At 62.2% G+C, this 25341-nt stretch carries 23 protein-coding genes and 1 pseudogene; 13 read left to right on the top strand and 11 right to left on the bottom strand.

Features of this window, described 5'->3' with window-relative positions; translation table 11 throughout:
* Nucleotides 1-36 precede the first annotated feature (36 nt).
* From ACD578_RS17845 to ACD578_RS17835, 3 genes are read left to right on the top strand one after another with little or no spacing between them, the layout of a single operon-like run.
* The gene (locus tag ACD578_RS17845) at nucleotides 37-990 is read left to right on the top strand and encodes a carbohydrate ABC transporter permease (RefSeq protein WP_404293929.1); all 954 of its coding nucleotides are present in this window, start codon (nucleotides 37-39) and stop codon (nucleotides 988-990) included.
* Nucleotides 991-1000: 10 nt separating this feature from the next.
* A complete protein-coding gene (locus ACD578_RS17840; RefSeq protein WP_404287108.1) occupies nucleotides 1001-1873 on the top strand; it encodes a carbohydrate ABC transporter permease in 873 nt (290 codons plus the stop codon).
* A gap of 49 nt (nucleotides 1874-1922) precedes the next feature.
* Nucleotides 1923-2738 carry a sugar phosphate isomerase/epimerase family protein gene (locus ACD578_RS17835; protein ID WP_404287106.1) on the top strand — a complete coding sequence of 272 codons (816 nt, stop codon included), beginning with the start codon at nucleotides 1923-1925 and terminating at the stop codon, nucleotides 2736-2738.
* Between the two features lie 475 nt (nucleotides 2739-3213).
* Here the strand turns inward: ACD578_RS17835 and ACD578_RS17830 are convergent, their stop codons facing one another.
* On the bottom strand, nucleotides 3214-6582 hold the full coding sequence (locus ACD578_RS17830; RefSeq protein WP_404287104.1) for a PAS domain-containing protein: 3369 nt from the start codon (nucleotides 6580-6582) through the stop codon (nucleotides 3214-3216).
* Nucleotides 6583-6882: 300 nt separating this feature from the next.
* Between ACD578_RS17830 and ACD578_RS17825 the strand changes: the two genes are divergently transcribed.
* Together ACD578_RS17825 and ACD578_RS17820 are read left to right on the top strand one after the other, a co-directional pair.
* Nucleotides 6883-7257, top strand: a complete 375-nt coding sequence (locus ACD578_RS17825; RefSeq protein ID WP_404287102.1) for a response regulator — start codon at nucleotides 6883-6885, stop codon at nucleotides 7255-7257.
* Nucleotides 7258-7478: 221 nt separating this feature from the next.
* Nucleotides 7479-10253: a PAS domain-containing protein gene (locus ACD578_RS17820; protein WP_404287100.1), complete on the top strand. Its 2775-nt coding sequence runs from the start codon at nucleotides 7479-7481 to the stop codon at nucleotides 10251-10253.
* Between the two features lie 348 nt (nucleotides 10254-10601).
* Here the strand turns inward: ACD578_RS17820 and ACD578_RS17815 are convergent, their stop codons facing one another.
* The 3 genes from ACD578_RS17815 to ACD578_RS17805 all read right to left on the bottom strand — a co-directional run bounded on the left by ACD578_RS17815 (nucleotide 10602) and on the right by ACD578_RS17805 (nucleotide 12557).
* The gene (locus tag ACD578_RS17815; protein ID WP_404287098.1) at nucleotides 10602-10751 is read right to left on the bottom strand and encodes a hypothetical protein; all 150 of its coding nucleotides are present in this window, start codon (nucleotides 10749-10751) and stop codon (nucleotides 10602-10604) included.
* A gap of 410 nt (nucleotides 10752-11161) precedes the next feature.
* On the bottom strand, nucleotides 11162-11887 hold the full coding sequence (locus ACD578_RS17810; RefSeq protein WP_404287096.1) for an SDR family NAD(P)-dependent oxidoreductase: 726 nt from the start codon (nucleotides 11885-11887) through the stop codon (nucleotides 11162-11164).
* Between the two features lie 169 nt (nucleotides 11888-12056).
* Nucleotides 12057-12557: a fasciclin domain-containing protein gene (locus tag ACD578_RS17805; RefSeq protein WP_404287094.1), complete on the bottom strand. Its 501-nt coding sequence runs from the start codon at nucleotides 12555-12557 to the stop codon at nucleotides 12057-12059.
* 189 nt (nucleotides 12558-12746) lie between these two features.
* On the opposite strand from ACD578_RS17805, the gene ACD578_RS17800 reads away from it, so the two are divergent.
* Nucleotides 12747-13331 (top strand): helix-turn-helix domain-containing protein, encoded by a 585-nt coding sequence (locus ACD578_RS17800; protein ID WP_404287092.1) that lies wholly within the window; start codon nucleotides 12747-12749, stop codon nucleotides 13329-13331.
* Between the two features lie 191 nt (nucleotides 13332-13522).
* Here the strand turns inward: ACD578_RS17800 and ACD578_RS17795 are convergent, their stop codons facing one another.
* On the bottom strand, nucleotides 13523-14065 hold the full coding sequence (locus ACD578_RS17795) for a YqhA family protein (protein WP_162003519.1): 543 nt from the start codon (nucleotides 14063-14065) through the stop codon (nucleotides 13523-13525).
* 266 nt (nucleotides 14066-14331) lie between these two features.
* Nucleotides 14332-15231 (bottom strand): LysR family transcriptional regulator, encoded by a 900-nt coding sequence (locus tag ACD578_RS17790; RefSeq protein WP_404287090.1) that lies wholly within the window; start codon nucleotides 15229-15231, stop codon nucleotides 14332-14334.
* Between the two features lie 134 nt (nucleotides 15232-15365).
* Between ACD578_RS17790 and ACD578_RS17785 the strand changes: the two genes are divergently transcribed.
* Nucleotides 15366-16280, top strand: coding sequence for an alpha/beta fold hydrolase (locus ACD578_RS17785; RefSeq protein ID WP_404287088.1), 915 nt, complete (start codon nucleotides 15366-15368; stop codon nucleotides 16278-16280).
* Nucleotides 16281-16445: 165 nt separating this feature from the next.
* Here the strand turns inward: ACD578_RS17785 and ACD578_RS17780 are convergent, their stop codons facing one another.
* The 3 genes from ACD578_RS17780 to ACD578_RS17770 form a co-directional block, all read right to left on the bottom strand.
* The gene (locus ACD578_RS17780; RefSeq protein ID WP_404287086.1) at nucleotides 16446-18383 is read right to left on the bottom strand and encodes a DUF3604 domain-containing protein; all 1938 of its coding nucleotides are present in this window, start codon (nucleotides 18381-18383) and stop codon (nucleotides 16446-16448) included.
* Between the two features lie 88 nt (nucleotides 18384-18471).
* A complete protein-coding gene (locus ACD578_RS17775) occupies nucleotides 18472-19455 on the bottom strand; it encodes a HupE/UreJ family protein (protein WP_404287084.1) in 984 nt (327 codons plus the stop codon).
* A complete protein-coding gene (locus tag ACD578_RS17770; RefSeq protein WP_404287082.1) occupies nucleotides 19452-20312 on the bottom strand; it encodes a peptidyl-prolyl cis-trans isomerase in 861 nt (286 codons plus the stop codon). The genes ACD578_RS17775 and ACD578_RS17770 overlap by 4 nt, the downstream gene beginning before the upstream one ends.
* Nucleotides 20313-20588: 276 nt before the next feature.
* Here ACD578_RS17770 and ACD578_RS17765 point away from each other — a divergent pair, with 276 nt between their 5' ends.
* Nucleotides 20589-20990: a helix-turn-helix domain-containing protein gene (locus tag ACD578_RS17765; protein WP_404287080.1), complete on the top strand. Its 402-nt coding sequence runs from the start codon at nucleotides 20589-20591 to the stop codon at nucleotides 20988-20990.
* Nucleotides 20974-21549 carry an IS630 family transposase gene (locus ACD578_RS17760; protein ID WP_404293928.1) on the top strand — a complete coding sequence of 192 codons (576 nt, stop codon included), beginning with the start codon at nucleotides 20974-20976 and terminating at the stop codon, nucleotides 21547-21549. The genes ACD578_RS17765 and ACD578_RS17760 overlap by 17 nt, the downstream gene beginning before the upstream one ends.
* A gap of 154 nt (nucleotides 21550-21703) precedes the next feature.
* Here ACD578_RS17760 and ACD578_RS17755 read toward each other — a convergent pair.
* Nucleotides 21704-22335: pseudogene (locus tag ACD578_RS17755) on the bottom strand (tyrosine-type recombinase/integrase).
* A gap of 183 nt (nucleotides 22336-22518) precedes the next feature.
* Nucleotides 22519-22800 carry an aldo/keto reductase gene (locus ACD578_RS17750; protein WP_404293926.1) on the bottom strand — a complete coding sequence of 94 codons (282 nt, stop codon included), beginning with the start codon at nucleotides 22798-22800 and terminating at the stop codon, nucleotides 22519-22521.
* Nucleotides 22801-23141: 341 nt separating this feature from the next.
* Between ACD578_RS17750 and ACD578_RS17745 the strand changes: the two genes are divergently transcribed.
* From ACD578_RS17745 to ACD578_RS17730, 4 genes are all read left to right on the top strand, one after another.
* A complete protein-coding gene (locus ACD578_RS17745; RefSeq protein ID WP_404287078.1) occupies nucleotides 23142-23351 on the top strand; it encodes a cold-shock protein in 210 nt (69 codons plus the stop codon).
* Between the two features lie 116 nt (nucleotides 23352-23467).
* Nucleotides 23468-23659, top strand: a complete 192-nt coding sequence (locus tag ACD578_RS17740) for a hypothetical protein (protein WP_404287076.1) — start codon at nucleotides 23468-23470, stop codon at nucleotides 23657-23659.
* Nucleotides 23656-24033 carry a DUF6481 family protein gene (locus tag ACD578_RS17735; protein ID WP_404287074.1) on the top strand — a complete coding sequence of 126 codons (378 nt, stop codon included), beginning with the start codon at nucleotides 23656-23658 and terminating at the stop codon, nucleotides 24031-24033. Before ACD578_RS17740 ends, ACD578_RS17735 begins: the two co-directional genes overlap by 4 nt.
* Before the next feature lie 66 nt (nucleotides 24034-24099).
* On the top strand, nucleotides 24100-25212 hold the full coding sequence (locus ACD578_RS17730) for a histidine kinase dimerization/phosphoacceptor domain -containing protein (protein WP_404287072.1): 1113 nt from the start codon (nucleotides 24100-24102) through the stop codon (nucleotides 25210-25212).
* The last annotated feature ends 129 nt before the right edge of the window (nucleotides 25213-25341 follow it).

Here is a 25341-nt window from a genome sequence, read left to right as displayed (position 1 = left end):
CGGTGTGGTCTCAGCGGAAGATAGTTCATGAGCACGATCCTGTCCGAGACAACTTCGCTTGAATCGGTCACCGCGCCAAAAGCCCGCCGGCGCAGGGCTGTGGGGATCAATGCGCGTCAAAACGCGGCCGCCTTTCTATTCCTGTCGCCTTGGCTTGTCGGCTTGGTGTGTCTTACACTCGGCCCGATCCTGGCGTCCTTCTATCTGTCGCTTACCAGCTACGACATGTTCACGCCGCCCCAATGGCTGGGCTTGGACAACTACGTGAAGATGTTTACCGAAGATGGGCGCTACTATCAGTCCTTGCGTGTCACGCTCACCTATGTGTTCCTGTCGGTGCCGCTGAAGCTGGCCTTTGCCCTCGGAATCGCCATGCTGCTTAACCGCGGCCTGAAGGGACTGGGTTTCTATCGTTCGGTTTACTATCTGCCATCGCTCCTCGGTGGCAGCGTGGCCGTCGCCATCATGTGGCGTCAGGTGTTCGCCTATGACGGCATCATCAACCAGATTCTTCTGAAGTTCGGCATTGACGGGCCCAGTTGGATCACAAGCACTGACTATGCGCTTTATACTCTTGTGGCGCTCGCCGTGTGGCAGTTCGGATCCCCGATGGTCATCTTCCTCGCCGGCCTCAAGCAGATCCCGCAGGACATCTATGACGCGGCGGAAGTCGATGGTGCCGGACCGGTGCGTAAATTTTCCAGCGTCACGCTGCCCCTTTTGACGCCAATCATTTTCTTCAACTTCGTGATGCAGATCATAGGCGCGTTCCAGGCGTTCACCCCCGCCTACATCATCAGTGGCGGAAAGGGCGGTCCTGCCGACGCGACGCTGTTCTACACGCTCTACCTCTACGAACAGGCGTTTACCAACTTTCAAATGGGCTACGCTTCCGCCATGGCTTGGGTTCTCGTCGCCATCATCGGTCTGGCGACGGTTCTTTCCTTCCAGTCTGCCCGCTACTGGGTCCATTATGGCGACGAGCGCTAGGGATGCTGTCATGACCACTGCTTCCATGCTTACTCGTGTAATGAGGAAGCCACCTACCCGTTGGCGCAGTGTCATCATTCATGGTTTTCTGATCCTTGGCGCTCTGGTGATGATCTATCCGCTGCTCTGGCTGGCGAGCAGTTCATTGAAGCCAGCCAATCTGATCTTTTCTGATCTGAGCCTATGGCCGTCCAAAGTCCGGCTGCAAAACTATGTCGATGGGTGGCGCGGCGCGGCTCTGCCGTTCTCGACCTTCTTCCTGAATTCCTTCATTATCTCCGGCCTAGCCGTCGTCGGCAACGTAATGGCATGCAGTATGGTTGCCTATGCGTTCGCCAGGCTGAACTTCGTCTTCAAAAGGACGCTGTTTGCGTTGATGATGCTCACGATCATGCTGCCTCTGCATGCGACGCTGATCCCGCAATATGCGCTGTTCTATAACCTCGGTTGGGTGAATACCTTCCTGCCGCTCACCGTGCCGAAGTTCTTGGCGGTGGACTCCTTCTTCATTTTTCTTTTGGTCCAGTTCATCCGAGGCATTCCGCGCGAGCTGGATGAGGCGGCCGTCATAGACGGTGCGGGTCCAATTCGCATCTACTGGTCAATCATCCTGCCGCTTCTGACGCCAGCACTGGTGACCACAGCAGTATTTTCATTCATCTGGACCTATGAGGACTTCCTGTCGCCTTTGGTGTATCTCACCTCGATGGATCTATACACTGTACCGCAGGGGCTGAGCCTTCTCATGTCGTCGAAAGGCGCGTCATCATGGGGGCCGTTGCTGGCCATGTCGCTGCTCTCGCTAGTGCCACTGTTCGTCGTGTTTTTCATCTTTCAGCGCCGGCTGATCGAAGGCATTGCGACGTCGGGCCTCAAAGGCTGAAGCCGGCAGCAACGGCCAGTCAATTTCGTTGCACCAAAAGGTCTATTCCATGGCGAAGCATCCGATCTCTGTATTCACGAAGCCCTGGACCGAGCCTTTACCAATCGTGGCTGACAAGGTGGCGGCTCTGGGCTTGGATGGCATTGAGCTTCCCGTCCGACCGGGCTACCAGGTGACACCCGAGAACGGGGCAGCCGGCTTGGCAGACGCAACCCGTGTGTTGAGCACAAGCGGGCTCAAGATCACCAGTATCGCAAGCACGGTAGACGAAGCAATCATAGCGGCATGTGGCGACAACGGCATACCGCTCATCCGCATCATGGCGCCGATTGATCTCAGTATTGGCTATATTCGATCGATTGAGAATTATCGTCGCCAGTTTGACGCATTGCTCCCGGCTCTGGACCGTCACGGTGTCACGATTGGTGTCCAGAACCACTATGGTTGCTTTGTCGGGAGCGCTGTTGGACTGCTCCACCTGATTGAGCAGTACGACCCACGACATATTTGCGCGGTGCTCGACATGGCCCACTGCGCCGTTGATGGCGAGCCGACCGCGATGGCCGTCGACATCATCAAAGACAGGCTCAGTCACCAGGTTAACTTCAAGAACGCCTATCACGCCCGGGTCAACGGACCGGAGGATGAGGCGGTGTACAAGGTCAAATGGACGACGCATCGGCACGGAGGATACTCGTGGCGGGAGTTCGTCGACTGCCTGAAGAAGATCGGCTTCGCCGGTACCTTGTGCCTCCCCGCTGAGTATAGCGACCCAGCGGGCAAGCCACAGCGTATGGGTGACGACGTCATTCCGTACCTGAAGGAGGATTTGGCTCACCTCAGGTCGCTTGTCGCAGATTGGTGAGACCTCGGGCTCCACCTTGAGCAGCCACGCCGTGTAATTGAACAAGGGCACTGCCAAGCGCATTCCGGCGCGTTGGCTGCCACGGCTTCGCACTCTGCCATGCTTTGGAGTAGTGACTATGGGTGGCAGGAGCAATCCAACCGACCGCTTTTAGCACAAAACTGAAGTCACCCGAATCTATGCTCTCGTATCAAAACTGGCCGTCACGCCACGATCTCGTCTCCCCAAGCCACTCACAAACGATCGTTTGTGAGTGGCCTAGAGAGACGAATCACATGGGGAGGGGGCCTTGAAGCGCAGAAATGCAATCAGGAAGTCGGCATCCGGCCGCGAAGGCTCCGTATGCAGACATTCTCGATCCGCGGTTCACTTCAGCTTTTGATCCAGCGCAGACTTTCAACGCCTACATCTCGCAACGCCTACATCTCGGCTCGACGCCGGCGTCGCCTGACCGCGCCGGATTCCTTCATCCGGATCATTCGTCTCGGATGATCGACCGGATCCTCTGCGCAAGCGCATCGACGGCAAACGGCTTCGTGATCATCTGCATGCCGGGTTCCAAAAAGCCCGCCGCCAGGGTGGCATTCTCGGCATAGCCCGTGATGAACAGCACCTTGAGGTCGCGGCGGCGTTCCCGGGCGGCGTCGGCGAGCTGGCGCCCGTTCAATCCCGGCAGACCCACGTCGGTAATCAAGAGGTCGATGCGCCGCCGAGACTGGAGGATTCTCAGCCCCTCCGGTCCGTCCGCCGCCTCCAGCGTCCGGTAGCCGAGGTCCTCCAGCACATCGATGACCAGGCTGCGCACCACCGGCTCGTCCTCGACCACCAGCACGGTCTCGCCGGACTCGGCGCGGGGCGCCTCTGCAAGTGTCGAGGCCTCGATTTCTGCGTCCGTTTCGCCGCGGTAGCGCGGCAGGTAGATCTTGATCGTGGAGCCCTGACCCACCTCGCTGTAGATCTTCGCGTGCCCCTCCGACTGGCGGGCGAACCCGTAGACCATCGACAGCCCCAGCCCGGTTCCCTGACCGATAGGCTTCGTCGTGAAGAACGGATCGAACGCGCGCCCGATCACGTCCGGCGGCATCCCGGTACCGGTGTCGGTCACGCAGATGCAGACGTATTGGCCAGGCCTCACATCCCGCTGCGCCGCAATGTAGGCTTCGTCCAGGTGGGCGTTGCAGGTCTCGATCGTGAGCTTGCCACCGTCCGGCATGGCATCGCGGGCGTTGATGACGAGGTTGAGAAGCGCGCTCTCCAGTTGGTTGGGATCGCAGAGCGTCGGCCAGAGACCTCCCGCGAGCACGACCTCCAATGTCACCGTCTCGCCGACAGTGCGCCGGAACAGGTCCTCTAAGGAAGCGACCAGTGCGTTCGCCTGCACAGGCCTCGGGTCGAGCGGCTGCCGGCGGGCAAAGGCGAGCAGACGGTGCGTCAGGGCCGCGGCACGGTTGGCGGACGTCGTTGCCGCCGTGATGTAGCGGTCGACGGTCTCGAGACGCCCCTGTGTGACGCGGGTCCGCAGCATGTCGAGGGAGCCTACGATCCCGGTCAGCAGGTTGTTGAAGTCGTGCGCGATGCCGCCGGTGAGCTGGCCCACCGCCTCCATCTTCTGTGACTGCCGCAGGGCCTCTTCGGTCTGACGCAGCGCGTCCGCCGCAGCTCGCTCTGCTGTGATGTCGCGGCCGATGGCGTAGAACAGTCCCTCCTTGGGCACCGCCGTCCACGAAATCAGACGGTAGCCGCCGTCTCTGGCGCGGAAGCGGTTCTCGAACCGGAAGGTTTGAGCACCCTGATCGAGGCTCGCAAGCTCCGCAATCGTGTCATCGACATCATCGGGATGGATGAGCCCAAGATAGTTGCTGGCGAGCAACTCCTCTTCCGACCACCCGAGCATCGTCGTCCACGCCGGGTTGACGGCAATGAGCGTCCCGTCCGAGCGGCATACGTCCATCAGGTCGGTGCTGAGCTGCCAGATCTGATCCCGTTCCCGGGTGCGCTCCTCGACCTCGGCCTCCAGGGTCTCGTTCAGGCGCCGCAGCGCTTCCTCGGCGCGCCGGCGCTCCTCGATCTCCCGTTGTGCCTTCTGGAACAGTCGGGCATTGTCGATGGCCACGGCCGCTCCTGCGGCAAGCCCCGAGATGAGCCGCTCCGAGCGCTTGTGGAACATGCCCGGCTGCGCATGACCGAAGAACAGACCACCGATCACCTCACCGGACCGGGAAGTCACAGGCACGGCCAAGTAGCTGCGGACCGGCAGGTGTCCCTCCGGCATGCCCCGATGCGGTTCGGAGTGTCCGTAAGCCGCGTCCTGGGTGATATCGTCCGATCGAACAATACGCTCACCGTTGAACGTCGGTGCGAACACCTTCGTGTTGCGGGGCATCGGGAATTTCGAGAACGCCTCGCGCGGAACGCCCGAGATCGAGTAGAGCATGTAGCTCTCACCGGCCTCGTTCTGCACGTTGTAGAAGAACGCGCCGAACTGGGCTCCGGTGAGCTCCACGCCCGCGTCCGTCACACGCTGGACGAGCCGCTCGAGATCGTGCTCCGACGCCGCGGCGGAAAGGGCCGTGTTGAGGATCTCCAGGGCGCGGGTTTCCTCCCGCAGCGCCTCCTGACTGGCCCGCCGTTCATGGATGTCTTCGGTAGTGCCGTACCACTCGACGATCTCCCCGTCCGGACCGCGCCGGGGAAGGGCGCGCGAGTGCATCCAGCGGTAGGTGCCATCACGCAGGCGGGCGCGATGCTCGATATCGTAGGGCTCCCCGGTCGAAACGGCGTGGGCCCACGCCGTCAAGGATGGATCCAGATCGTCCGGGTGCATCGCCTGCGCCCATGTCTCCCCCAACCCCGTGGTGCCGGTCCAGTCCTGCCAGCGCTGGGCGACACGATCGAGTTGGCCGTCAGGGCGAGCGGTCCACGTGACCTGCGGGTTGAGCTCGACCGTGTGGCGATAGTGGTCCTCTGCCTCACGAAGCTGGGCCTCCGCATGCTTGCGCTCGGTGATGTCACGGTAGAAGACCGCCAGGCCATCAGGAGCCGGATAGGCTCGGATTTCGGTCCAGGCCTCCCGTCCGTCAGGCCACGTGTACCGGTTCTCGAACGTGGCCGGCACGCGCGCGGCCATGGCCCGTTTGTAGAACTTACCCAACGGCGAGTTCTCGGTGTTCGGCCAGACCTCCCAATGGATGCGTCCAACGATTTCTGCCTCGGGCCTCGTATCCAGCCTCAACCCGGCCGGATTGATCCTGAGGATGCGGAACTCCCGGTCGAGCAGGATGAAGGCCTCGTCCATGCCGTCGAGCACGCCTCGGACGCGCTCCTCGCTCTCCTGCAGCGCACGCTGGCCGAGAACCTTGCCGGTTGTCTCCGCCGCAGCACAGAACATGCCGGCAACTGCCCCAGTGTCGTCCCAGACGGGATTGTAGGAGAAGCTGAACCAAGCATCCTCACGATACCCATTCCGCTCCATCGGGATCAGCAGGTCCTCATGCCAACTTGCTTGCCCGGAGAGGGTCTGGTCGACCAGTGGTCTGATCTGCTGCCAGATATCGGACCAGACCCCGGCGAAGGGGCGCCCGAGCGCATCGGGATGCTTGGCACCGAAAATTGGGATGTAGTCGTCGTTGTAGAGGAAGGCGAGATCCGGACCCCATGCAATGAACATGGGCTGCTTGGCGTTCAGGATCATCCGCACGAGCATCCGCAGCGGCCGCGGCCACGCCTCGGGGTCTCCCAGAGGCGATCCCGACCAGTGGTGCGAACGCATGCGAGCACCCATCTCCCCGCCGCCCGTGAGGAAGTCGCGGTTGGTAGGGGCTGAGCGTAGGTTTCCATCGTGCATAGGGATTCCGGGTGGGGACTGGGCAAGGCTGGCCTGATCGCGGCCGGATGGGCTTGACGGCGGAATGCGATCTAGGGCACCGCGCTGCTCACCGCAACGGGCGTCCTACCGTTCCTTGCCGAATGGGCGTCAGGAGTCTCGGTTAGCGAACCGCGACCATCGTCCCAAATGATCCAGGCCTAGATGGCAGCAAGTCTGCGACGGCACGATGCGCTAGCTCCCTGGGTTAGGAAACACTGGCCGAAATGGTCTCAACCCGTGTCTTGATCGTCCCCCCACCAAGGCTATTTCCCACCCCCCATGCGTGCATCCAGTTCCTCATCCCTTCTTGTCCTTGTTGTCGAGGACGATCCCTCAGTTCGCGCCATGGCGGTGGATTCTCTCAAGGAAGAGGGCTTCGAGGTGCTTGAGGCCTCATCCGCCGACTACGCAGTGACCCTGTTGGAAGCCAGACGCGACATTGGCGCGGTGTTTACGGACATCACGATGCCCGGGACGCTCAACGGCTTCGACCTAGCCCGTCTGGTCCGAAGGACATACCCGCACGTCCATGTCGTGGTCTCTTCCGGTGCCCTGCCGCCCGGGTTCAGCGGCGAGGTACCGGACGCGCGATTCGTGCCCAAGCCTTACCGCATGACGGATGTCGTGCGGATCATTCGTGGGATGGCTGGGTAACATGGCTTCCATAGTCAGTCCAGAAAGCGCTGTCGCCTTTACGGCTGCCCATTGGGAACCTATCTCACAGTTCCTTCCTTCGGAGTCATGTCAAACGCCATGCCTACCCCCGGGTCGGGGCCACAGTCTGCTAGTCATGAGGCGTTGTAACGAGACTAAACGCGATGCACGGTAAGTTTGGAACGAATACCAGACTGGACTTTCTTTCGGGTGGCGGGGGAATGGGAGCCCTCATCCGCGCCCACGATTGGAGGGCGACGCCGCTCGGCTCACCGGAGGGCTGGCCGTTCGGTCTCAAAACCCTCGTTGGGGTCATGCTTGGATCCAACCAGCCGATGTTCATCGCATGGGGCTCGGATCGCACGTTGCTCTACAACGATGCCTATTCCGAGATCCTGGCGCGCAAGCATCCAGTCGCCCTGGGTCGCGACTTCCTGGAGGTCTGGCAGGAGATCCGTCCCGATCTCCTGCCCATCGTCCAGCTGGCTTATGCGGGCGAGCCTGTTCACATGGACGACATCACCCTCATGATGGAACGTCGCGGCTACCCGGAGGAGACACACTTCTCTTTCTCTTACACGCCCGTCCGCGATGAGAGCGGGACCATTGCCGGCTTCTTCTGCCCCTGCACCGAGACCACGGGCCAGATCATGGCAGAGCGACGCCTTGCGGCCGAGACCGAGCGCCAGCGACGACTGTTCGAGCAGGCGCCCGGCTTCGTGGCCATCCTCACCCAACCGGAGCACACCTTCGAGTTTGTCAACCAGGCCTACAGGCGCCTGTTTGGCGAGCGTGACTTCGTCGGCAGGAATGTGCGCGAGAGCTTCCCTGAGCTCGAAGGACAAGGCTTCTTCGAGCGACTTGACCAAGTCTACGCCACCGGCGAGCGCTTCGTCGCTCATCATCTGCCGATCCGTTTTCTACCCTCGCCTGGTGCGGTCCTAGAGGAGCGCTTCCTCGACTTCATCTATGAGCCCGTACGGGATGATGCCGGTCAGGTCACCGGCATCTTCTGCGAGGGCCACGACGTCACCGAGGCGCACCGCGCCCGGACCGCCATTGACGCGAGCAATGCCCGCTACACGAGCGTGCTGGCGGCGATGGGCGAGGGCTTCCTCGTTCTCGACGAGGAGTACCGCATCACCGAGATCAATGCCGAGGGCTTGCGGCTCGACGGCCGGCCCGAGAACGAGCTTCTCGGCAAGACCCATTGGGAGGCGTTTCCCGCCTCGCTCGGCACCCCGGTCGAGGCCGCTTACCGCCGGGCCATGACTGAGCGCGTGCCGGTCGAGCTCATCCATCACTACCAGGATACAGGCATCCGATACGACAGCTGGCTGGCTCTGCGCATATATCCGGTGCCCGGTGGAGTGGCCGCCTTCTACCGCGACGTCAGCGAGCGGATGTGCGCCGAGGAAGCGCTGCGCCGGAGCGAGGAGCGCCTTCGCACCGCCTTTGCCATCAGCACGGTCGGGGTGCTGTTCTGGGGCGAGGACTTCGAACTGATTGAGGTGAACGACGCCTTCCTGGCGATGACTGGCTTCAGCCGCGAGGAGGCGCTTGGCAAGACATGGCAGGAGCTGACACCCGAGGAGTTCCATCCAGGGTCCTGGCGGGCCGTCGAACAGGTCATGACGCTAGGCGAGGCCACCCCATACGAAAAGCAGTACTTCCGCAAGGACGGCTCGCGTTGGTGGGGCCTGTTCGCGCCGCGCAAGGTCGGCAATGGGGCAGTCGAGTTCGTTATCGATATTAACGACCGTAAGGAGGCGGAAGCGGCCCTGCGCCGGCTGAATGAGGAACTGGAAAGTCGCGTGAGCCATGCCGTCGCCGAACGGGAAAGGACCGAAGCGGCCTTGCGCCAGTCGCAGAAGCTGGAGGCTGTGGGCCAGCTCACCGGCGGCGTGGCGCACGATTTCAACAACCTACTCACCATCATCCGCTCGTCGGTCGAGTTCCTGCGGCGGCCCAACCTGCCGGAGGACCGTCGACGCCGGTACATCGATGCGATTACGGGCACCGTGGATCGGGCCGCCAGGCTCACTGGCCAATTGCTGGCCTTTGCGCGGCGGCAGGCGCTCAAGCCTGAGGTGTTCGACGTGCCGGAGCGGATCCAGGCTGTGATCGACATGCTGCGCACCATCGTGGGAAGCCGCATCCGGATCGAGACTGACGCCGCTTGCGATCCGTGCTTCGTCGAGGCGGACGTCGTTCAGTTCGAGACGGCGCTCGTGAACATGGCGGTGAACGCCCGCGACGCTATGAACGGGGAAGGTACCTTGACGGTGTACATCAATGCCCTGGCGGAGATGCCATCGATCCGAGGGCATGCGGGCAGTCCTGGCAAGTTTGTGGCGGTGTCGATCAGGGATACCGGATCCGGTATCCCTGCCAATCAGCTCGGTCAGATCTTCGAGCCATTCTTCACCACAAAGGAAGTCGGCAAGGGCACCGGCCTGGGCCTGAGTCAGGTCTATGGCTTCGCCAAGCAGTCCGGCGGCGATATCGCTGTCGAAAGTGAGCTCGGGAAGGGCACGACCTTTACTCTCTATCTGCCGAAGGTCGAGCGGGACGTTGAACGGGATGGTGCCGCGAGACGCGGGCTCGGGAACAGCCAAGAGGAGGACGGTCGCGGGTGCCGGGTGCTGGTGGTCGAGGACAACATCGAGGTGGGCCGATTCTCGACCCAGCTTCTCCAGGACCTCGGCTACGAAACAACCTGGGCGGCGAATGCGGCCGAGGCTCTTAAGCTGCTCGATGATGATGCGAGCCAGTTTGACGTGGTGTTCTCGGACGTGGTCATGCCGGGAATGAGCGGGGTGGAACTTGGGCGGGAAATCCGGCAGCGCTACCCAAACCTTCCACTGGTGTTAACGTCTGGCTACAGCCACGTGTTGGCAGAGGATGGTCGGCACGGTTTTGAGCTGCTGCACAAGCCGTATGCCGTCGAGGACGTGTCACGGGTGTTGCGGCGGATGACGCAACAGCGCAGTTAACGATCAATAGAGCGAGACCCTGAAGGATGGTCCAATTCTCTGATCCGAGTAGGGTTTTGGAAGGTTCCCTCATGGCACAATGCTGAAATCGCCCGAATTTCTTCTCTTGGATCGACGGCAGCCTTTATCCCAGGATCTCGTCTGCTCAGACCGCTCACAAACGTTCGTTTCTGAGCGGTATCGACAAGCCAAGAGGGGAGGGGACTTTGATGCGCAGCGTAGTCCTTCAGGAGTTGGCTAGGAGGCCTTTCCCGTCAGGATTCGTTCAACCCAAGTCCCGGCTTCGTCGGGTGTCTTGAACAGGGGCGCGTCCCGAATGTCGCACTTGCCGAACCCGGCTTCCAGGTGTCACCGCCCTTGATGCTCAGGTTCATGGCTCTGACTATCGAGGCGGACGAACACGGCGGCAAGCTGGTTGTTTGCGAGGACGAGCTTGCCGTCGGTGTCATGGCCGTCGATGAGCACGCGCATGGACTGGAACGAGATGTCGAGGGTCATAGCTTTCGCTTTCCGATTGGGGCGGAAGGTCAATTGCGAAATGGCCGGACACCCATGGGATCAAGAGCGCTTTCATACCCCCCGGCGAATGGTCATTCAACGATGTGTGGCCTAGTCCTTAACATAGGCGGGGTTGAGCCGCGGCATGATAGTCGTCCGAGAATGGGGTTGATGGTTCTTGATGAGGAGAGCGACCGTGGGCTGTGCTGGTTCAACTCACGGACAAGAACGAGGAAGGCTATGGCTGGGAGATGCGGGAATGGTGGTTCAAGGATGGCGGGGGATTTGAGACAAGACCGTCAAGGTCCGGAGCTGAGTGTATTGGCAGACCTTTGAGCCTCCTTGGCCATCTCCGCTTTCGACCCGAAGGCGGCCTCGGAGGTTGTGCAAAATTGACTTCATGTTCTCTGTTAAAAGGGTATTCTCTGGCCATCCCAGGCAAAGAATTGACCAGAGTGCGCCGCCGTCAGGGCATCCGTAACAGCCAGAAGTCGCTCGGCAGAAGACGTCGGCGGGAACACCTTCTTGCCGCCAGCCTGAAAGGGCTGGCTCAGAGCCGTATCGACCGTTCCAGGGTGAAGGGCGACACATACGGCTTCGGGTTTCTGGCGACTGAGCTCGATCGCAAGGGTTCGCACGAATTGGTTCAGGGCTGCCTTCGACGCCCGGTAGCCGTACCAGCCCCCGAGACCGTTGTCCTCGATGCTGCCGACGCGCGCAGACAGGACCGCGAAGATGCTCTTGCCCGCTTTCGGCACGAGGGGAAGCACATGCTTGGCCACGAGCGCCGGACCAATCGCATTGATCCGGAAGCTCCGGGCGAGATGCTCCGGACTCAGAGTTCGATAGGTCTTCTCGGGCTGGAGCGTGGTGTCGTGGAGGAGGCCTGTCGCCACCAGGATGAAGCGCAGGGGAGCGCCCTCAACAAGCGGCGCGGTTGCGGCGGCAATGCTCGCCTCGTTCTCGATGTCGATCCGCCCCTCCCGGACACCCGCCAAGCTCCGATCGAACCCCGAGCGGGAGAGTGCGTGAACGGTTTCGAATCCTTCGGACGCAAGAAGGTCTGTGACGGCGGCCCCGATGCCGCCGGATGCGCCGATCACAAGCGCCCGAGCAGGTCGTTCGAGACTGTTCAAGAGCAAAGAGCTTGAGCCGCCTGGACGCATCGCGATCATCCGATCTTTACGGCATGAACTTGTGGTTCAATGGTTTGCATCCTGACAGCCGTAACGAACCAGGCCATCACGGCACCGCAATGCCAGAAGAGAAGCTTGGAGCGCCCGACCGGCGCTCCAAGCCGCAGGATCAGTTGTTCGGCGGAAGGATCACGGTATCGACGACATGGATGACTCCATTCGAGGTCGCGATATCGGCCCGCGTGACATTAGCGTCGTTGACCGTGACGCCCGAGCCTTTCGTGGTGACGTTCAGCATCTTCCCGTTCACCGTCTTTGCTGTCTGAAGCTTGGCGACGTCGGCTGCCATCACCCGTCCCGGGACGACGTGATAGGTCAGGATCGCCGTAAGCTTGTCCTTGTTTTCCGGCTTCAGCAGGTTCTCCACCGTTCCAGCGGGCAGCTTGGCGAAAGCCGCATCCGTGGGGGCAAAGACCGTGAAGGGCCCCGAGCCCTTGAGGGTGGAGACGAGACCGGCCTCGTTCAAAGCGGCCGCAAGGGTCTTGAACTGGCCGGCCGCAACGGCCGTTTCGACGATATCCTGGTCGGCCGCGCGGGCACCTGCGCCGCCTGCCACGATGCCCAGGGCCGCAATCGTTGCGATCGTCAAATTCTTGATCTCGAATTTCATCGTTCATGCTCCTTGGACGGGGATCGGTCGCCCCTTGGCGGCCGTGGAGAACCATCACATGGCCTCTAGTTATCTCTTATGATGAAAAATGTTTTTCATGATACTCACTTTATCGTGACATGAACATAGTTTATCACTACAGTAGAATATCTGATCCTGAATTGATCCAGGAGAAAATGGAGGCGCAAAATGCTCTCGGAGACGCTGACGGCCGGGCTGGGGCAATACGCGATAGGCGCCAAGATTCGAGCGCTGCGCCAGGGCAAGAAGCTCGGCCTTGTGCAACTCGGGGAACACACGGGCCTCTCGCCGGCAATGCTCTCCAAGATCGAGCGTGGGCAACTCATCCCGACGCTGCCGACGCTGCTGCGCATTGCTCTGGTGTTCGGCGTCGGGCTCGACCATTTCTTCGCCGAGCCTCCGGACCGACCCAAGGTCGCCGTGGTGCGCAAGTCCGAGCGATTGCGCTTGCCGGACCGGCCCGGCGAGGATGTGGCGTCCTACTTTTTCGAAAGTCTCGATTTCCCCGTCACCGACCGCAAGCTGCAGGCCTTCTTTGCGGAATTTCCGGCCCGGTCGAAGGAATCGAAGTCGCACAAGCACAATGGCGCGGAACTGGTCTACGTGCTCAAGGGACGGCTCACGCTCAGCATCTCCGGGAGCGACTTTGTCCTCGATGAGGGCGACGCGATCTATTTCGACTCCGCTGCGCCGCACAGCTACAGGTGCGATGAACGCACTTCCTGCTCAGCCATCGTGGTGACGGCACCATGAGGATCGGACCTCTGTGCTCACGCTGTGAAAGGCCTCTCCCTCCAGTGTGTTGAGCGACTGCTTCCGGCACGGGGCGGACGTTATCCGAACGGCTTCGAGCCTCCCTGGCCATTGTCCGCTCTCGACACGCTCCGGACCATCCTGAGATCGGGCGGCACGGTGAGCGCGAACGTTCGTGGTCGGGTCTGAGATCAGTTCTCGGCATGTCGTTGGGCCGTCTCGGATGCTCGCCCAGGCTGCTCGGAACGACCCGGCTGGTCATCCGGGAGTGCGGAGCCAAGCAGACGAAGGGCTCCCGCGATCAACACGATGGCAGCCGGTTTCACGAGCATCTCCCAGGTGATGCGCGTCTCGATCTCCACCACGTCGGTGACGAAATCCACCACCAGGTAGACCAGCACCACCTGGATCAGGGTGATCTTGATTTCCCCGAGCCCCTCAACCCGCATCCACAGCGGCGCCTTGGTACGCAGGCCGGCGGGGAGCCGAAAGGCAAAGCCGAAGGTGATCGCATAGGCGAACACGATCAGGACGAGGCCGAACAGGAACGCATCCGTGGCCTGCATCACTGTGGCGATGACCGATGTTCCGGTGTCGGCGCCCGGCTGAAGCACCATCTCCAGGGCATAGGCCAATTTCAGGCAGCCCTCGAAAAACATCAGCATGGCACCGAGCGCCGCCCCAAGAGCAGCGACGAGGGTGATCCAGCGCAGGGACAGGATGAAGTGGATCATCAGCCGACGAGCCCTCAGCCAGTATCGTGGCCAAGGTCCAGTTTTACCATATCGGCCAGGAAACACACCCATCCTAGCCGAGACCCTTGCAGCCGCCGCTCGGCCTTGGGCATCGTCAACGTAACCGAAGAGTGACTTAACCGAAGAGTGACTTGACCGAAGAGTGCCCCGGGTTGGCACGAGGCGGACCCGCCGATGCATCGAAGCGCTGCCAAACGCCCGGCCCACGTGTGACGGCAGTGTCGAGCCTGCGAAGGGAGGCCTGTTCAAGGCTCCCAATAGGGCGGCTCTCCGAAGGCCTCTCGTAAGCAATCGGCAAAAGCTCTCAACTTGGCCGAAGGCCGTCGTCCCTCCAGATGGGCAACATAGATGAACTCAGGCGCGGGCCGGACTCCCACATCGATGACTCGAAGACGGCCGCTCGCGATGTCGGAACCGACAATGAAGGTCGGCAGCAGGGCAATGCCGATCCCGGACAGCGCGGCGTCCCGCATCATGTCGCCGTTGTTCACGCGCAAGGCCGCCCGACCGCGTACATTCACTGCTCCGGCTGGGCCCGGGAACCGCCAGTCATCGAGGCCCCGGTTGGTATAGAAGATTCCGCGATGGCCCTCGAGGTCACCTGCCGTGCCAGGCGTGCCATGCCGCGCCAGGTAATCCGGCGAAGCGACGAGAACCCGCCGACTTGGTGCAAGCCGCCAGGCTACCAGCCGTGAATCCATGAGCGGACCGTGCCGCACCACGGCATCATAACCCTCTGCGGACACATCCACCCGCCGGTCGTCGAGATCGAGCGTCAACTCGATGTCGGAATGCTTGGCGAGAAATGGATAAACCGCCGGCCCGAGATGCAGTCGGCCGAACGTGACGGGCGCGGAGATGCGCAACGGTCCGACCAGAGTGCCGCTGCGCTGGGCCATTTCCGCCATCGCTTCCTCGACCTCATGGGCAATGCGGGACGCTCTCTCGCGGAAGGTGATCCCATCCTCCGTCAGGCTCAGCCTGCGCGTGCTCCGATGCACGAGCCGTACGCCAAGGCTGCGCTCGAGTTCGACCAATCGGTCGCTGACCACGGACTTCGACAGTCTCAGCCGGCGCGCGGCCTCGCTGATCGAGCCGGCTTCCGCAACGGCGACGAAGGTCGCGATGCCGTCGAGTTTCATCATCGTTCGGATTTCCCGGAGGCCAGTTTCGCCTTTTGGAGCCTAATCCGGAAGATGCCCCAATGCTATCTCCGCCTTAACGGAGAAGCGCGGACGGCAATCGCGGCTCAAGCTCTCCCGTTGATCGGAGATGACAGATGCTCAGGTTCGTAATCATGGCTCTCGGAGCCGCGGCCATCGCGCTGCCGGCCGCTGCGCAGGGCCAGTTCCCGGCCGAAATCCGGACGCAGGAGATCGCAGCCAACGGCGCGACGATCCATGTCCGCGTCGGCGGCACGGGCCCGGCCGTGGTTCTGCTGCACGGCTATGGCGAAACCGGCGACATGTGGGCGCCTCTGGCCGAGGATCTTGTCCGTGATCATACGGTCGTGGTTCCGGATCTGCGCGGCTTGGGGCTTTCCTCCAAGCCGGAAACAGGGTTTGACAAGAAGACGCAAGCCGGCGACGTGGCAGGCGTTCTCGACGCGCTCAAGATCGATCGCGCCGATCTGGTCACTCACGACATCGGCAACATGGTCGGCTACGCCTTCGCCATCCAGCACCCGGAGCGCGTGAGGCGGTTTGTTCTGATTGATGCTCCGGTGCCGGGCATCGGCCCGTGGGAAGAGATCCTGAAGAACCCGCTGTTGTGGCATTTCCGGTTTGGAGGGCCCGACATGGAACGCCTCGTCGAAGGTCGCGAGCGCATCTATCTCGATCGCTTCTGGAACGAGTTCTCGGCCGTGCCCAGCCGCTTCTCCGAGGCCGCACGCGAGCACTATGCCAAGCTGTACGCCCTGCCGGGCGCCATGCACTCAGGGTTTGCTCAGTTCGCCGCGTTCGATCAGGATGCCGTCGACAACAAGGCCTTCCTTGCTGCCAAGGGCAAGCTCGGGATGCCGGTGCTGGCGATTGGGGGCGAGAAGTCGTTTGGCCCGATGATGGCGACCGTGATGCGGTTTGCCGCCAGCGACGTGACCGAAGGGATCATTCCCGATTCAGGCCATTGGCTCATGGAGGAGAACCCGAAGGCGACGAGCGTCATGGTCCGCTCCTTCCTCTCGTCCCCGTAAAGGACGCCCCGCTGCTGTTATCCGATCGCCAACGGGTGACCATGGGACGGGAGGACCGCTTATGACCCTAAGCAGTCGTTCCGCCAGGGCAGTGCATTGAAGGTCCCTTATGCCCTTAATCCCGTGAAGGGGCATGATTGCAGCCGCTGAATGTTCCCGGATCGATCATCCCGGTGTGTACCAGATCGGGGAGGTGTAGGCGCGCTCCGTGATAGTCATGACGGTGCCGGGCAGAGGCGTGGTCCCGAACCGCTTCGCGTCGTAGGCGGTCCAGCGCGGCGTCGGGATCTCGATCACCCGGCCGTAGTAGAAGGCAGGCTGGCTCGGGTCGAAGTCCGGGTCGGTCCAGACCGTCGCCAGTTCGGGTGTTCCGATCGTGTTCGTCCAGGTGGCGTTCGCCACGTCGACGGTGTCGCCGACCGGAGGCAGCTTGCCGTCACCTCCGGGCCTGCGTCGCTCAGCATCGGCCCAGGCGACGTCATAGATCTTCTCTTCCAACTTGCCATCTCGGGTGAGCCAGCCCTTGACGATCTGGTAGCGGTCGAGGTTCGCCCCGAGCGGATCCTTCAGTGCTGCCACCAGGAAGGTGGGTGACTTGCCCTGCGGCGGTGCCCGCAGCTCGCCACCCATGGGCACGCCCTTGGTATAGCCCGTGTAGGCGGGAAGACGGCTGTTGGCGTCCTGCGCGACGAAGTCCCAGCCGCCGAAGAACCGCACGATCATGCGCGGCCCGGTCGTGCCATAGGTCTCCCGGCGCTGCATGGCATCCCACAGCGAGGCACGCGTGTTCTCCTTGGCCCATACGGCGGCATACCCGGAGGAGGAGACCTGCCAGTCCATGATCTTGATGCCGGTCTTTGGGTTGTTCATGAAGGTGGCGAGCATGCGCTCCGGGCTGGGCTCCTGCGGCGTGGTCTTGCCGAAGAAGTTGTCCTCTTCCATCGCGGCGAGACCCGTGTGTGCGTCGCTGCTGCCAACGAGGCCGAACTTGTAGGGATTCACGCCCAGCGTCTGTCCGAGCTTGAGGCCGTTCTTCAGCGCTGAGCGGGCATACTCGAATTCGAGCATCTCCCTGGTCTTTGCGACGCTGGCGTCGAGATTGCCAAAGTCCCAGCGCTCGAAGTTGGCGAACTCGTCGTTCGGCGACAGGAACGGATGCGCCTCGCCATCGCCCTTGGTCTGCGTGGTCTCGTAGAGCCGTTCCCATCGTGTCCGCTGCTCGGCATAGGCCCGGTCGATCTTCTTGCCGAAGGCCTCGACGACGGGGAACATCAGGCCGTTGCTGAGATTGCCGTTGTGCGCGATGGCGAGCACGCTGCCGCCGGTCTTCTGCTCGTAGGCTTGCATCCACTTCCAGAGATCTTCCGGGTTGTCGCTCCCGAGAGGCGGATACACCGTGAACGGCTCGACCTGGCTCGCTCTGTCGCCATTGTCGCGGAAGATGACGTTGCGGTGCAGGTTGTTACCGCCGGTGTTCGAGGTCCATTCGTAGCCGATGAACGCGGTGAAGCGGCCCGGCTCGTTGTACTGCTCGGCGGCGGCAATCGTCTCCTGCCAGGCGCCGCGATAGGGCCGCGTCCCGGGCATGTACATGAGATCCTTGGGGAACGTCCCCTGCGAGAAGGCGCTGATGATCTGGAGGGCAGCCTCCGCGCCCCGGCCGGACTGAATCAGGTCGTACCACTGGCGTCCTGTCGGGTCGGCGAGCACCTCGGGCTTGCCCGCGAACAGGTCCGGAAAGAAGCCCATGTTGTCGGAATGGTCCGCGACCACGAGGAAGTCGAGCGGTCGCGAGAGCTTCACCGGCTGCCCGCTGGAGGCGGTCATCTGCTCGCCCCTGGCGAAGCGGTAGGCCTCCTTCGGCCCGAGCCGCGCCCCGAAGGCGCCTGCATCCATAGAGAACGAGGTGTGGAGATGCGTGTCGCCGAAGAAGGGTCGCGTGGGAAAGTCGCGGTTGACATAGGGTGAATAGGGTGGCTTCGGCAGCGCCTTCTCGATTTCCTCCTTGGACGGAGAGCCGACGTCCTGGGCCCAGGCCGATGAGATGAGACCGAGTGCCATCAAGCCGGTCACGATCGAGCGTTTGACATCTTTCCTGGCCATGGGCGTCCTCCCGTTGTTCATCCCGCATCGGCCCGACCTGCCGACACGATCTTGTTTCTGCCTCCGGACGTCGGCCGTGAGGCGATGATCAAAATGCGGCGACGCGCTGGATCACCCAGAACATCGCCAGACTGCCGATGGCATAGGGCGGCACCAGTCCGGCCCAGCGCGGCCACACCATCGGAATGCGGCGGGTGCCGGCCACGAGGGCGAGCACGGCGGCGACGAATAGCAACTGACCCACCTCGACGCCGAGATTGAAGAACAGGAGCGCCACCGGGATGTGACCCTCCGGCAGGCCGATCTCACTCAGCGCCCCGGCGAAGCCGAACCCATGCAGCAGGCCGAAGATGAAGGCGACGATCCACGGCATCTGCGCCGCGAGCCCTGAGCGGCCCCGTCGCGCCTGCACGATCTCGGCCGCCACGAACACGATGCTCAGTGCAATCACCGCCTCGACGGGTCTCGAGGACACATGGACGATGCCCAGCGTTGCCAGCCCGAGCGTGATGCTGTGCGCGACCGTGAACGCCGTCACCGTCTTCACCAGGCGCCACGTCCCCTTCGTCAGAAGCAGCAGGGCCAGTACGAACAACAGGTGATCGATGCCCGTCAGGATGTGCTCAACCCCGAGGCCGAAATACGTGCCCGCAACGCCCCAGGCACCCTGCCGCATGGGAATGACGGATCCAGACTGTCGAGGCGACAGGCGCTCAACCCACGAGCTGCCATCCAGGAAGGCGACGCGGACGAGCACGTCGGTCAGGGTGTTCTCCAAGCCGACGATGCGCAGGGTCTGCCCGCGCAGGCTCTCCGCCCTCACGCGCCAGGTCTGCACGGCGGCATCACCCGTCGTCCGGGCAGCCATAGGGGTCAGGGCCTCGACCGGACCGGAGAAGACGGGATCCAGGGCTAGGCGCATCTCGCCGAGCATCGGCGTCTTCCAGAGCACACTGAACTCGCCAGGTCGCTCCTCCCTCAGGTCGAGGTAGGCAGGCCTGACCTCGTGCGCGTGGCCCGGGAGCGGCACCAGCAGCGACGCCAGGGCCACGAGGATCGGGAGCCACCTCATGGCCGGACCTCCACCTGGCTGGCGAGGGGTCCAAGCCATGGGCGCACGGACGGATCGACGACAACCTGGTACTTGCGCATCAGGCCCTGAAAAAGCTGCGCCTGGGCCTTCTCCTGCCGCTCGCGGCGCCATTCCTCCGCCAAGCGTTCGCGGACCTGCGCAAACGGACGCGCCTGAGGCGGCGACACGGCCGTGACCTTCACCAGATGCAGCCCATACCCGGATTCGATAGGCCCTGACCAGCGCCCGACCGGGAGAGCCAGGACAGCCTGCGCGAACGCGGCACCGAACAGGTTGGTGAGCGCCGGCTCGTCCTGGTCCGCGAACGTGTCGCCGAGCAGGAGGCGATCTCCCTCTTCGCCGGGAGTTGCAGCAGCATCGGACAGGGCCACGAGGCTGGCTCGGGCGCGGCCGTCCCCATCCTCGTGGCGGAAGAAGACCTGCGTGAAGGACACCCGCGCTGGTGTGCCGACGAGATCCGGGCGCATCTCGTAGAGCACGTGCAGCTCGGGTTCGGGTAGTTCGGTGGTGCGGATCGTATCGTCGAGCAGGAAGGCCATCTTCTGCGCCAGCCGGCGGCGGACGATGGTATCGCCAACGTCGAGCTCCAGCACCCGCGCCTCGCGGGCGAGTACCTCTTCCTTGAGATGATCCGCGACGAGACCCGTGAGTTCCTCGTCGGTCGGCGGGCGGCGCCACTGGCGCGTCCACATCGCCCTCAGCCATTCGGCATCGGCGGCGCTCATGCGGATGACGGGCTGCGGCTCCTGCCGAGCGGTCCCGAAGGCGGAATAGGCCGCAAACATCAGTCCGCCCAGCATGACGAAATGCAGGAGCGGTTCCTTCAGCAACCTCATGGATCAGACTCCCGGCTGCCTCCAATGTGACCCGATTGTGGGCTTTTGCTTGACCGTTGAGGGCATCGGCTTGGCAATTCCGGATACAGCCGGGTCCATGTCCGATTGTGCAGCGCCCAGCGACATCCCTGTTGTTCGCACAACCCATGCGGTTAATAGGGCGTCGGCTCAGCCATTAGGGAGTTTCTCGCCAACAGCCTAAAGCGCTTTTGATCTGGACTTGAATCCCTTCGGGTGGGCTGTGCGTTGACTGGGATATGGCCCGGGAGGCAAGCCATGCCCCAGCCCTATTCTCCTGATCTGCGTGAGCGTGTTCTGGTCGCCTGCGAGCGGGGCGATCTTCCTCAGGTTGAGATTGCCCGCCGCTTCCAGGTCTGCCCCGCTACCGTGTCAAACTGGCGCCGCCAAGAGCGTGAGGACGGCCGACGCTGCCCCAAGCCGCACAGCGGCGGCGTGCCCTCGCGCCTGGATGCAGCAGCTCTGGAGGTGCTGCGTCAGCTCGTGTCCGAGGACAATGATGCGCTGCTGCGCGAGTATCGCGAGCGCCTGGCCGAGAGAACGGGCGTGACGGTGTGTCTGGCGGTGATCTGCGAGGCGCTCAAGCGCCTCAAGCTGCGTCCGAAAAAAGACCCTTCGGGCGGCCGAGCAGGAGCGGCCCGAGATTGCCGCCGAGCGTGAGGCTTACCGCCAGCAGATGAGCGAGCTGCCCGTAGAACGCTTGGTGTTCCTGGATGAAAGCGGCGTGACGACCAAGATGGCTCGCACCCAGGCAAGAGCTCCACGCGGGCAACGCGCCTATGGGTCGATCCCGCTCGGCTCATGGCAGCGGCTGACGGTCTTAGGCGCACTCGCCTGTGAGGGCCTGGTGGCCACGATGAGCATCGAGGCGTCGACCTCGACCTCCGTGCTGCTGGCTTATCTCGAGCAGGTGCTGGTGCCGAAACTCCGGCTGGTGAAACCCGATGCCATTCTGGTGTTGGACAACCTGCGCCCGCATCGGGCCACAGAAGTGCGAAACCTGCTCGCGCAGGCCGGGATCGGGCTTTTGTACTTGCCGCGCTACTCGCCCGAGTTCAACCCGATCGAGCCCGCCTGGGCCAAGATGAAAGAGCGGCTCAAGGCGAAAGCGCCTCGCACTCTTGAAGCTTTGGAAGCGGAACTCAAACCAGCCCTCGACACCATCACCGCAAAGGATGCCCGAGGCTGGATCAGGCACGCCGGCTATGCCCTACACTGATCCCAAAAGCGCTTTAGTGTTTATATCCTTCACCAAGGTCTGCGCTAGGCACTCGCCGATCGTTTGTCTTGCGGCGGCTTAAACTTCAATCCAGACATTCCCCCTGAACAATCAGGAGGCGCTGAGACGGCTCGCTAACGAGCCGTCTCAGCGTTTAGCTTTCAACCTGCTCAGCAATTACAAGTGCATCATCGACATCGATGCCGAAATACCGGACTGTGCTCTCAATCTTGGTGTGGCCCAGTAGGAACTGAACGGCCCGGAGATTGCCTGTTCTTCGGTAGATCATCGATGCTTTGGTCCATCGCAGTGAGTGCGTGCCATAGGCGAGAGGATCGAGTCCATTCGCGCGGAGCAGGATCCGAGCAGGCGAGCGTACTGGCGCGTCGTCATGGGCCTTTGCCGATTGATCCTGCTTGGAAACAGTGGCTCGCCTTTATGCAGGTTCTTCTTCTCGAGCCATCGCCCGACAGCCTCTCGGGTCTGCTCGGTGATTTCGAACTGAACAGGCCGTCCTGTCTTCCGCTGCATCACCATCGCCCGGGATCGTACACGGCCACTGAGCGCCACATCGTCGACCCGGAGCGCAACCAGGTCACAGGCGCGCAGCTTGCTGTCGAGCGCCAGGTTGAACAGGGCCAAATCCCGAATGCGGTGAGCAACCTGGAGTCTGACCCGAATGGACCAGATCTCCTTTGCCTTGAGAGGCGGCTTGGGTCCGATCAGCTTGCCTCGGTTCCACGGGGCTGAAGTTCGGCAAGTATGGTCAGCGATGTTGTCTTGCATTGCAGTGCTCCTGAAACGAAGCCCCCGCAATGAAGCTTGGCCGAAACGAGGTATGGAAAACCAAGACTGGGCATTCTTACCAAGTTCTCGGGAAGGCAGCCTATCGAGGCAATCAGGACGTTCCTTGCTTTGCGCCGATCTCCTCCTATTGACCCGATGCTGACTTAGAGGATGGGATCTGTCTTACCAAGGAGCGGACCGGAGTATCCACCCTGCTGAGCGCATCATGGGGCCCAGCAAGGTGACGACTGGCCACATCCTAGGTGACGTATCAACCAGCTCCATTTGCGGTGGGATCGTGCGCCCACCGCACACCGTGATGGCGGAAAGAGCCGTGTCGATCTCCCGCACATCTTCAGGCGTCAGTTCGACGTCGAGCGCTCCCAGGTTCTCATTCAGGTAATCGATGCTGCGTGTATCCGGGACCGGAACGATCCACGGCTTCTGCGTGGTCAACCACGCCAGCGTGATCTAGGTCGGCGTTGCCCCCTTCTTCCCTATGAATTGCCTCAGATGAGCTCAGGTGCTCGTCAGCCGACATGTCAATCTCGGTGGCAATCTTGAGAGGGCCCCGGCCTCGCTACAGGTTGTGAGGAGGGTATGTTTCCCATTTAACCTTGCAATCCGGCATGGAAGCCCCATATTCAGCTTATCGACTTTGGCCGAACAATCGGGCCGTTTCGCTTGTGGCTTTGCCAGGCGCACGTTCAGACACTCTCCCCAAACATCGACGAACCCAAGCACAGGGCCGCATTGTTGCGCGACCTCAAGCTCACGTGCACTCACACATACCCAAGGATACTCCCATGAACATCGGCACCGTTAAGTTCTACAACGATCAAAAAGGCTTCGGCTTCATCCAACCGAGCAACGGCAGCAAGGACGTGTTCGTCCATGCCACCGCTCTTGAGCGCGCCGGCATGCGCGGCCTGGTCGAAGGCCAGAAGGTTGCCTTCGACACGGCGGAGGATCGCCGCTCTGGCAAGATTGCCGTCAACAACATCGAGACGGCATAAAGCCAGTCTCTTCGGTGCAGGCTTATCCGCACTGAGCCATTGAGGCCGCTCCCCAGGGAGCGGCTTTTTGTTTGCACGCGTGGTGCTGCCTTTGCGGTCCGCACTGGAGAATCAGCATGTTTCACAAATACAAGATCCGACAGATAGTGCGCCTTGTCCGTGCGCCGGTTTCTGACAGCCGCGCCACTGGCAGTGGCATCTATGAGGTGACGCGCCTCATGCCAGCCGACGAGACCGGGGAAGTCTCGTACCGGATCAGATCAGGTGCGACGGAACGTGCCGTTCGAGAGCACGAGATCAGAGCATGAGTGGTTTCCGCGATAAGGGATTTAGCGATCGGCTGAGCACCGCCGAGAACGCGCGCAAGGCCATGCTGGAGCGCGTCCGGGCAAAGCCGGGTGCCGACGATCCGGCTGTGGCCGAGCGCAGGGCAGCACGACAGGCTGTCAGCACCGCCCGTGAGGCGCGGCTGGCCGAACGCGAGACCGCCAAGGTCGCTGAGCAGGCTCGCGAGGCAGCAGAGCGGGAGGCGCGCCAGGCGGCCGAACAGGAGCAGCGCCTGGCTCAGGAAGCAAACGAGGTTGTCGAGCGAGCCCAGAGTGCCAAGCGTCAGGTTGCTCTGGAAGCTGAGCAAAAGGCAGCCCGCGATGCCCGCTATGCCGCCCGAAAGGCGCGTCAGTGAGCTAGACCGGGCATCCGCCAAACACCTGCCAGCCTGCCACCGCATCCCCATCACACCGGAGTGGCCATGAACGAGTTTCAGGAGAACAAGGCGGACACCCCCGAGCGAACCGTCGCCGAACGCCACATCGAGGCTGTCCGACAGCAAGGTGGCCTGTTCGTCGAAGCCGTTCGCCGGACCCGCATGCCAATGCTCGTGACTGACGCTACCCTGCCGGGCAATCCCATCGTTTTTGCCAACGGGGCGTTCCTCGACCTGTCCGGCTACAGCATGGACGAGCTGCTTGGGCAGGACCCGCACTTCATGAATGGCGCAGGCACCGACCCTGAGGCTATCCGGCGTTATGAGGTCGCGATCCTGGAGGAGCGGGACGAAACCCTGGAGATCCTTCAGTATCGCAAGGACGGCACTCCCTTTCGGGCGATGCTGTTCGCCAGCCCCGTGGATGACGGCCAAGGCACCGTCACCAATCACTTCCTCTCCTACCTCGACATCACCCGACGCTACGACGCTGAAGAGGACCTTCGTGCGCTGACTTTGGAACTGGAAGCCCGAGTGGCGGCCCGAACCCGGGAGTTGGAAGCCCTCAACACTAGGCTATCAGCTCTGGTCACCGAGCGGGAGATGCTGCTGGTCGAGGTCAACCACCGTGCCAAGAACAGCCTTGCTATTGCAGCCTCCCTCTTGGCAATCCAGGGCCGACGGCAGCGGGACCCGGCGGTCAGGGCTCTGTTCGAAGAGGCTCAGGATCGTCTCAACGCCATGGCGCGGGTGCACGACCTTCTCAGCAAGTCGGAGAAGGCTCAACGCGTCGACGTTTCTGTGTACGTGGCAGACCTATGCGGGGCGCTGAGGCCGATCACGGAAAATGACGATCGCATCCGCCTTGAGGCGGTGATGGAGGATGGGATCCTGGTGGATGCCGATACAGCGGTTCCGCTGGGCATCGTGCTGACGGAACTCATCACCAACGCCGTCAAGTATGCTTTCCCGGCACCACGGTCAGGGACGATCCTCGTCCAGGCGCGCCGCTGCCAGCCGGGCTGGATTGAACTGGTCGTCCAGGATGATGGGATCGGAATGTCGAGCCTGCGGCAAGGATCGCTCGGCTATGGCCTTGTTCGGTCCCTCATTCAGCAGATCAGGGGGAGATCGACGTGCGCAGCGATGCCGGGTTGACGGTGACGATCTCGTTTCCGGAGGCGTGCCAGTAGCGCCAGAACCCAATTGAGATGGCGCAACAGGTGATGACGCGGATTGAAGCCATGCGTCGCACCCGCCGAATATAATCGTGGCCTTAGGAACGAA

It is taken from the genome of Microvirga sp. RSM25 (assembly GCF_044784385.1).
GTDB lineage: Bacteria > Pseudomonadota > Alphaproteobacteria > Rhizobiales > Beijerinckiaceae > Microvirga > Microvirga tunisiensis.
This window is presented reverse-complemented; position numbering and strand designations above follow the sequence as displayed.